Raw genomic sequence first — 7,181 nt, forward strand, 5'->3', positions numbered from 1 at the left:
AACTATGAAAAAATCTGCCAGTGTCTCAGCTAGAAACAATGACAGTTGGATATAACATTTTTTGAGTAGTGGAATTAACCTTGATTCGTTGCAATTATCACAATTATATCATAAAATAAGAGGTATAATCAAGTAAGGGAAGTCAAATGATGAAAGTTTTAGCCTTTGATACGTCAAGCAAAGCGCTGTCTGTTTCCATATTGGATGGTGACGATTTGCTGGCTGATATCACAATCAATATTAAGAAAAATCACAGTGTCAGCCTTATGCCTGCCATTGATTTTTTGATGCAGTCTATTAACTGGGCACCAAAAGATTTGGACCGCATTGTCGTTGCAGAGGGGCCTGGCTCATACACTGGTCTTCGTGTGGCGGTGGCGACAGCTAAGATGCTGGCTTACTCGCTCAAGATTGAGCTGGTGGGTGTGTCTAGCCTCTATGCCTTGACGGCTGGTGTTTCCGATACAGATTTAGTGGTTCCGCTTATGGATGCCCGTCGTAACAACGTTTATATCGGTTTTTATGAAAATGGCAGAGCTATTGAACCAGACCATCATGCAGCTTTTGAAGAAGTCCTTGCTTTTTTGAAAGATAAGGAAAGTGTTCATTTTGTTGGAGAAGTGTCAGCCTTCCGTAGTCAGATTGAAGCGGCGCTGCCTAATGCTCAAATCACTGAAACCTTGCCATCAGCGCAAGCAATTGGTCGTTTAGGCCAGACCTTGGAGGCCGTTAATGTAGATGCTTTTGTCCCTCAGTACCTCAAACGTGTCGAGGCTGAAGAGAACTGGCTCAAGACCCACGAAGCAGGCAATACGGACAACTATGTCAAGCGTGTTTAAGATGACAGCAGAAGAGCAGGCGCAGGCAGTATTTGAGATTTTGTCAGATGTTTACGAACAGTCTCCCTGGACTTTAGAGCAGGTTAAAGCTGACTTGACACAAGCGTCGACGGATTATTTCTACGCCTATGAGGAGGATGACGTTGTCGGATTTTTGGCGCTTCAGCAGTTGGTTGGTGAGGTTGAAATCACCAACATCGCTGTTAAAACAAGTTGTCAAGGTAGAGGGTACGGTCGTCAATTGATGGCGGAAATTGCTGATATTGATATGCCTATTTTTCTAGAAGTCCGTGCATCTAACCAAGCAGCGCAAGCCCTTTACCAAAAGAATGGCTTTGAAGTGCTTGGTCAGCGTAAAAACTATTATCATGCGCCGGTTGAAGATGCTGTGATTATGCGTAGAAACTAGCTTAGAAAGAAGAATCATGAGTAAAGATAGATATATTTTGGCGGTGGAGAGTTCTTGTGATGAAACCAGCGTCGCCATTTTGAAGAATGAGAAGGAACTGCTAACCAATATTATTGCCAGTCAGGTGGAGAGCCATAAACGTTTTGGTGGCGTGGTGCCTGAAGTTGCCAGTCGTCACCATGTGGAAGTGGTAACGACTTGTTTTGAGGATGCTTTGACTGAAGCAGGCATTAAGGCGTCTGAATTGGATGCTGTGGCTGTGACATACGGTCCAGGTCTCGTTGGGGCTCTTTTAGTTGGTTTGGCTGCTGCCAAGGCTTTTGCTTGGGCAAATGGACTACCGCTAATACCAGTCAATCACATGGCAGGGCACCTCATGGCAGCGCGTGAAGTTAAGGAATTGCAGTATCCGCTAATGGCACTCTTGGTGTCAGGTGGGCACACTGAATTGGTCTATGTGTCAGAACCAGGCAACTATAAAATTGTCGGAGAAACCCGTGATGACGCTGTTGGTGAAGCCTACGATAAGGTTGGTCGTGTGATGGGCTTGACCTATCCAGCTGGACGTGAAATCGACCAATTAGCACATCAAGGACGGGATGTTTACAATTTTCCACGTGCCATGATTAAAGAAGACCATTTGGAATTTTCATTCTCAGGGCTCAAGTCAGCCTTTATCAACTTGCATCACAATGCAGAGCAAAAGGGTGAGACTTTAGTTAAGGAGGACTTGTGTGCTTCCTTCCAGGCGGCTGTCCTTGATATTTTGTTAGCTAAAACAAAAAAAGCCTTGGAAAAATATCCAGTCAAGACGCTAGTTGTTGCGGGTGGTGTTGCTGCCAACCAGGGACTTCGTGAACGTTTGGCTAAAGACATCACAAATGTTGATGTGGTCATTCCACCGCTTCGCCTTTGTGGTGATAATGCGGGTATGATTGCTTTAGCGGCAGCTATTGAATACGAAAAAGGGTATTTTGCAGGGCTTGATTTGAATGCTAAGCCTAGCCTAGCCTTTGACAGCATGGAGTAAGAGATGAAAACAGCTTTATTACTGATAGATGTTCAAAAAGGCTTTCAAGGTTCACATTGGCCTCAACGTAATAATCCGCAAGCAGAGGAGAATATGCTTGCAGTGCTGGAACATTTTCGTCAATTCGGGCAAGAGGTCATTCACATTTGTCATCGGTCACAGTCTCCTGATGGTTCCTTTTATCAAGACCAAGACAGAGAGTTTATGGTAGGCTTTGAGCCACTAGCTAGCGAAGCTGTTTTTGAGAAAGGGGTCAATAGTGCCTTTATTGGGACAGATTTGGAGAGCTATCTAGGTGCTGAAAAGATTACAGACTTGGTCATTGTTGGCTTAACTTTACCGCACTGTGTCTCAACGACCAGTCGAATGGCAGCTAATCTTGGCTTTAAGGTAATTATTCTTTCAGATGCGACAGCTAGTTTTTCTCTGCCTGACCTATCAGGAAATCTGATTGCTCCTGACTTGCTGCATCAGGTCAACTTAGCTAGTCTAAATCAGGAATTTGCTGAGATTTTAACAGTTTCAGATTATTTAGCAGACAAGTAAAATCTGGTCTCTTGATACGCTCTCAAGAGACTTGTTTTTATGTTATAATAAAAGAATATTCAAAAAATTAAAGTGTGAGAAAATGAAGGAAAAAGGGTTTATAGATGGTGTCCGTGATGCCATACCAACGGCTCTGGGCTATATTTCTATCGGGATAGCCTTTGGGGTGGTGGCAGCAGCGGCTAAGATTTCAGCTGTTGAAGTTGGTCTCATGAGTCTGTTGATTTATGGTGGGTCGGCTCAGTTTGCTATGGTGGCAATGTTTGCGGCGCAAGCCGATTTACTCACTATCACCATGACTGTCTTTTTGGTGAATCTGCGTAATATGCTCATGAGTTTGCATGCAACAACGATTTTTACAAAAACACCATTTGTCCAAAATATCTTGATGACCAGCCTCATCACGGATGAAAGCTACGGTGTCCTTTTGGGTGAAAATGTGCATAACAAAAATATCACCGCTGCTTGGATGCACGGTAATAATGTGATTGGTTATCTCGCTTGGGCTCTGTCAACAATCATTGGAACTTTGATGGGATCTATTATTCCAAATCCTGAAATTTTTGGCTTGGATTTTGCCTTGATTGCCATGTTTATCGGACTCTTGGTCTTTCAATTTGAAGCCATGATTTCTGAAGGGCTAAAAAAACTAACTTTGATTTTAATAGCTGTTTTTGTTGCCTACGTGGTTTTGACGGTATTTATTTCAGAATCAATGGCCGTTTTGCTAGCGACCTTGATTGGTTGTAGTGTGGGGGTGATTTTAGATGGGCGTAACTAGTTATGTATTAACAGCAATTTTACTAGGTTTTGTAGTGACTTGGATTCCGCGTGTGGCACCTTTTGTCTTGGTTAAATATAAAGGTCTGCCAGACATCGTGGTGCATTTTCTTAAGTATCTGCCAGTAGCTATTCTATTTGCTCTTATGGTGTCCAGTCTTTTTGACGAACAGGTCGGTCAGTTGCCTCATCCGAAATGGTTAGAAATCATAGCCAGCCTACCAACAATTGCCATCGCCTACAAGTCAAAAAATCTCCTTTATGCGGTTTTGACAGGGATTATCTCAATGGCTATTTTGCGCCTAGTATTTTAATTTTGAAAGCAGGCGTTCGAGCTCTGCTTTTTCTTCTGTGGACAAGTCTGCTAATAACTTGTCAGACTGCTCCTGCTCGTATTGGTGAAGCTGTGGATAAAGGTCTAGGGATTGCTGGGTTGGATAGATACGTTTGATTTTCTGATTCTTGTTGTCATTTTCTAGGGTAAAATAGCCGAGCTGGACGAGTTTTTGTACAGTGCGGAAGCTAGTCGTACGGTCGATTTGGATAGCGTCAGCCAATTGCCCCAAAAACATCCCGGGTGTCTCACAGACGCGGATGATGTAGATGAAGAGGTTGTTGTGGAGACCCAGCGCCTTGAAATGACGGTTGGAATCCATCTGAATGGTGCGCGTGATGGCACCGATACTACGAATGATTTTGAACATAATAACTCCGAAACTTTTTTCTTTAGTTTATCAAAAAAAGATTGCAAATACAATAATACCTGATATAATAAAACAAGTTGATTGCAAATACAATAAAAAGAGGTAAGGAAATGCTCCATTTTGAGAATGATTATAATAAAGGTATGCACCCAGAGCTTTTGAAGGCTTTGGTAGAGACTAATGACGAGGGTCAGGCTGGTTACGGAATGGATGATTATACGGCCTCAGCTGTGGAAAAAATTCGTCAAGCTTGCGCTTGTCCACAGGCTGAGGTGGATTTCCTAGTTGGTGGCACTCAGACCAATCAAGTGGTTATCGATAGCGTTTTGGCGCCTTATGAAGGGGTTATCGCTGCTGATACAGGTCATATTTCGGTTCATGAGGCTGGTGCTATCGAGTTTACAGGGCATAAGGTCTTGACTTTGCCATCTCAAGCAGGAAAGATTTCAGCTGACGCTGTGAAAAACTTTGTGGAAAACTTCTATGCTGACGGTAATCACGAACACATGGTCTTCCCTGGAATGGTCTACATTTCCCACCCCACTGAGTACGGGACGCTTTACACTAAGGAAGAGATGCAGGCTCTTCGTGATAGTTGTGATGCATACGAAATGACGCTCTTCGTTGACGGTGCCAGACTTGGCTATGCGCTCGGTTCAGCTGAGAATGAGATTGATTTGGTGACAATGGCAGAGCTGGCTGATGTCTTTTACATCGGCGGTACAAAACTGGGAGCCCTTATCGGGGAAGCCGTAATCTTCACCAAAAATAACCGTCCAAAACATTTTACAACCCTAATTAAGCAGCATGGTGCTTTGTTAGCCAAAGGACGCCTCAATGGTTTGCAATTTGACCGCTTCTTCACAGATAATCTTTACCAAAAAATCGGCAAACAAGCGGTGGATTTGGCAGAAGAATTGAAAGTTATTTTAGAAGAAAAGGGCTACCAATTTTTCCTCAAATCACCAACCAATCAGCAATTTGTCATTATGGAGAACAGCCAATTAGAAGCTTTAGCTGAAAAAGTTTGCTACGGTTTCTGGGAAACTTATGACGACAATCACACCGTCATTCGCTTTGCGACCAGTTGGTCAACGACACAAGCTGACTTAGATGCTTTTCGGGAAGTATTGTAACGAAAAAAACTCGGCATCTTGGCATACCGAGCTTTGGTAAATAAATTGGCTATGAGTTCTTGGCAACTCATGAAATGATTTTTTCTTGTGGCTTACACTTTTACACAAGATGGAAAGGAAGCTAGCTTACCAGCTGGCTTTTTTGATGCCTGGGATTTGTCCCTTGTAGGCGAGATTACGGAAGTTGATACGGCTCATGCCGAATTTACGCATATAAGCGTGAGGGCGACCGTCAATAAGGTCACGGTTTTTAAGTCGATTTGGATTAGAATCACGGGGAAGTTTACGGAGAGCTTCATAGTCGCCAGCAGCCTTCAATTCACGACGAAGGTCAGCGTAGCGTTCAATCAAAGCTTCTTGTTTTTTGAATTTAGCGATTTTAGATTTTTTTGCCATAAGAATTTTCCTTTATATATAACTAGTTAGTGATAATATTGTACACCTCTACGCTCAAAATTCAAGAATAATGGCGCAAACTAGTTCATTTTAGAAAATCAGCTCCTTTCTGTCAAAACTTATTAACTAGTTAACAATATATATTATACACTTTTAAAATAGGAATACAAGAACAAATTAACTGGTTAAATAAAAACTTGTGATAAAATAGTTTTAAAGGAGAAAAAATGACCAGACGATACATTACATTTAACCGCAAGATTGCCAGCCAAAAGCCGAGTAATCAGGATGCTTGTCCTTTTTGTGACCAGAGCCAGCTAGGGCGAATTTTAGAGCGCTCTGGGGACATGATTTGGGTGGAAAATAAATTTCCGACCTTGGAAGAGTCCTACCAGACTTTAGTTATTGAGAGCAGTAAGCACGAGGGAGATTTATCTAACTACTCGATAGAAGAATTACATAACCTATTTTCTTTTATCATGGAAAAATGGGCAGAGCTGGAAGCGCGTGACGATTTTACATCAGTGGTTTGTTATCGTAATTTTGGTCCTCAATCTGGTGGAAGTCTTCGTCATCCGCACACTCAAATTGTGGGCTTTCATGACATCGATGCTTACGAAGACCTTGATTTGGATTGGTTTGAAGGATTAGCGGTCAATACAGCTTCTACTAATCAAGCTCAGGTCTTGATTGCGACCAAGCCCATGGTTGATTTCACAGAGTTTTGCGTTCGGATAAATGATTTGTCCCAGTTGGCGGATTTGGCTGAAATGGTTGGAGGAGTAGCTGCTTACCTGCTTCAGGAATTTCTAGGTGGCAACTGCCATTCTTACAACGTCTTTTTCTATAAACTTGGACAAGGACTAGCCTGCAAGTTAGTTCCGCGTTTCAATGTGTCTCCCTATCAAATTGGTTATGGTATTCACCAAGTTAATAACCGTGAAGGTTTAGAAGCAATTAGCCAGGACTTGGGCGCTTTCTTGGCGCAACAATTTTCCAATAAAAAAAGGTTCTTTGTCAACTGTAGTGGGTGACGAAAAGCTAACATCTAGAAAGGACCTGATAGGTCTTCTCTTTTTTTATGTTCAGAGTGATGAAAACACGCTTCCTAAAGTTAATAAAGTTTCTAAAACCGAAGCCCAGACGTTTGATGTCTTTGATAAGCTTATTGGTGCCCTCCAATTTTGCATTTGAGTAATGTGTTTCTAGTGCGCTTTTGATGTATTGTTTGTGTCTAAGAAAGGTTCTAAAGACAGTTTTGAAGTAGTGATTGACCTTGCTTATATTCTCCACTATTAACTCAAAAAACTCATCTACCCTCTTCTCTTGAAAGTGAAACAG

10 protein-coding genes and 1 pseudogene are annotated in these 7,181 nt (G+C 42.3%); 8 read left to right on the forward strand and 3 right to left on the reverse strand.

Annotation, left to right across the window (positions count from 1 at the left end; genetic code table 11):
• The first annotated feature begins 146 nt into the window (after positions 1-146).
• The 6 genes from tsaB (at position 147) to IYQ92_RS09225 (ending at position 3,918) form a co-directional block, all read left to right on the forward strand.
• Entirely contained in the window at positions 147-839 is a 693-nt protein-coding gene (tsaB, locus tag IYQ92_RS09200; protein WP_195676371.1) for a tRNA (adenosine(37)-N6)-threonylcarbamoyltransferase complex dimerization subunit type 1 TsaB, read from the forward strand.
• A gap of 1 nt (position 840) precedes the next feature.
• Positions 841-1,248 (forward strand): ribosomal protein S18-alanine N-acetyltransferase, encoded by a 408-nt coding sequence (gene rimI, locus IYQ92_RS09205; RefSeq protein WP_195676382.1) that lies wholly within the window; start codon positions 841-843, stop codon positions 1,246-1,248.
• 16 nt (positions 1,249-1,264) lie between these two features.
• Positions 1,265-2,278 carry a tRNA (adenosine(37)-N6)-threonylcarbamoyltransferase complex transferase subunit TsaD gene (gene tsaD, locus IYQ92_RS09210; RefSeq protein WP_195676372.1) on the forward strand — a complete coding sequence of 338 codons (1,014 nt, stop codon included), beginning with the start codon at positions 1,265-1,267 and terminating at the stop codon, positions 2,276-2,278.
• Positions 2,279-2,281: 3 nt separating this feature from the next.
• Entirely contained in the window at positions 2,282-2,824 is a 543-nt protein-coding gene (locus IYQ92_RS09215; protein WP_195676373.1) for a cysteine hydrolase family protein, read from the forward strand.
• Positions 2,825-2,906: 82 nt separating this feature from the next.
• Positions 2,907-3,605, forward strand: a complete 699-nt coding sequence (locus IYQ92_RS09220; RefSeq protein ID WP_195676374.1) for an AzlC family ABC transporter permease — start codon at positions 2,907-2,909, stop codon at positions 3,603-3,605.
• Positions 3,592-3,918 carry an AzlD domain-containing protein gene (locus IYQ92_RS09225; protein ID WP_195676375.1) on the forward strand — a complete coding sequence of 109 codons (327 nt, stop codon included), beginning with the start codon at positions 3,592-3,594 and terminating at the stop codon, positions 3,916-3,918. Before IYQ92_RS09220 ends, IYQ92_RS09225 begins: the two co-directional genes overlap by 14 nt.
• Here IYQ92_RS09225 and IYQ92_RS09230 read toward each other — a convergent pair.
• Positions 3,907-4,308 (reverse strand): MarR family winged helix-turn-helix transcriptional regulator, encoded by a 402-nt coding sequence (locus IYQ92_RS09230; protein ID WP_195676376.1) that lies wholly within the window; start codon positions 4,306-4,308, stop codon positions 3,907-3,909. The genes IYQ92_RS09225 and IYQ92_RS09230 overlap by 12 nt on opposite strands.
• A 110-nt stretch (positions 4,309-4,418) precedes the next feature.
• Here IYQ92_RS09230 and IYQ92_RS09235 point away from each other — a divergent pair, with 110 nt between their 5' ends.
• Entirely contained in the window at positions 4,419-5,444 is a 1,026-nt protein-coding gene (locus IYQ92_RS09235; protein ID WP_195676377.1) for a threonine aldolase family protein, read from the forward strand.
• A gap of 126 nt (positions 5,445-5,570) precedes the next feature.
• On the opposite strand, the gene rpsN is transcribed toward IYQ92_RS09235, so the two are convergent.
• Positions 5,571-5,840 (reverse strand): 30S ribosomal protein S14, encoded by a 270-nt coding sequence (rpsN, locus tag IYQ92_RS09240; protein ID WP_195676378.1) that lies wholly within the window; start codon positions 5,838-5,840, stop codon positions 5,571-5,573.
• Positions 5,841-6,067: 227 nt separating this feature from the next.
• Between rpsN and IYQ92_RS09245 the strand changes: the two genes are divergently transcribed.
• Positions 6,068-6,874, forward strand: coding sequence for a DUF4931 domain-containing protein (locus tag IYQ92_RS09245; protein WP_195676379.1), 807 nt, complete (start codon positions 6,068-6,070; stop codon positions 6,872-6,874).
• Positions 6,875-6,888: 14 nt separating this feature from the next.
• Here IYQ92_RS09245 and IYQ92_RS09250 read toward each other — a convergent pair.
• Positions 6,889-7,181, reverse strand: a pseudogene (locus tag IYQ92_RS09250) (transposase); the annotation flags it as partial.

It is taken from the genome of Streptococcus sp. HF-1907, assembly GCF_015594605.1.
GTDB lineage: Bacteria > Bacillota > Bacilli > Lactobacillales > Streptococcaceae > Streptococcus.

Bases quoted from the DNA above. Each gene is read 5' to 3' on its own strand.
- IYQ92_RS09215 (WP_195676373.1), top strand. From the start codon at position 2,282: ATGAAAACAGCTTTATTACTGATAGATGTTCAAAAAGGCTTTCAAGGT.
- IYQ92_RS09225 (WP_195676375.1), top strand. From the start codon at position 3,592: ATGGGCGTAACTAGTTATGTATTAACAGCAATTTTACTAGGTTTTGTA.
- tsaD (WP_195676372.1), top strand. From the start codon at position 1,265: ATGAGTAAAGATAGATATATTTTGGCGGTGGAGAGTTCTTGTGATGAA.
- rpsN (WP_195676378.1), bottom strand. From the start codon at position 5,840: ATGGCAAAAAAATCTAAAATCGCTAAATTCAAAAAACAAGAAGCTTTG.
- rimI (WP_195676382.1), top strand. From the start codon at position 841: ATGACAGCAGAAGAGCAGGCGCAGGCAGTATTTGAGATTTTGTCAGAT.
- IYQ92_RS09245 (WP_195676379.1), top strand. From the start codon at position 6,068: ATGACCAGACGATACATTACATTTAACCGCAAGATTGCCAGCCAAAAG.
- tsaB (WP_195676371.1), top strand. From the start codon at position 147: ATGATGAAAGTTTTAGCCTTTGATACGTCAAGCAAAGCGCTGTCTGTT.
- IYQ92_RS09230 (WP_195676376.1), bottom strand. From the start codon at position 4,308: ATGTTCAAAATCATTCGTAGTATCGGTGCCATCACGCGCACCATTCAG.
- IYQ92_RS09235 (WP_195676377.1), top strand. From the start codon at position 4,419: ATGCTCCATTTTGAGAATGATTATAATAAAGGTATGCACCCAGAGCTT.
- IYQ92_RS09220 (WP_195676374.1), top strand. From the start codon at position 2,907: ATGAAGGAAAAAGGGTTTATAGATGGTGTCCGTGATGCCATACCAACG.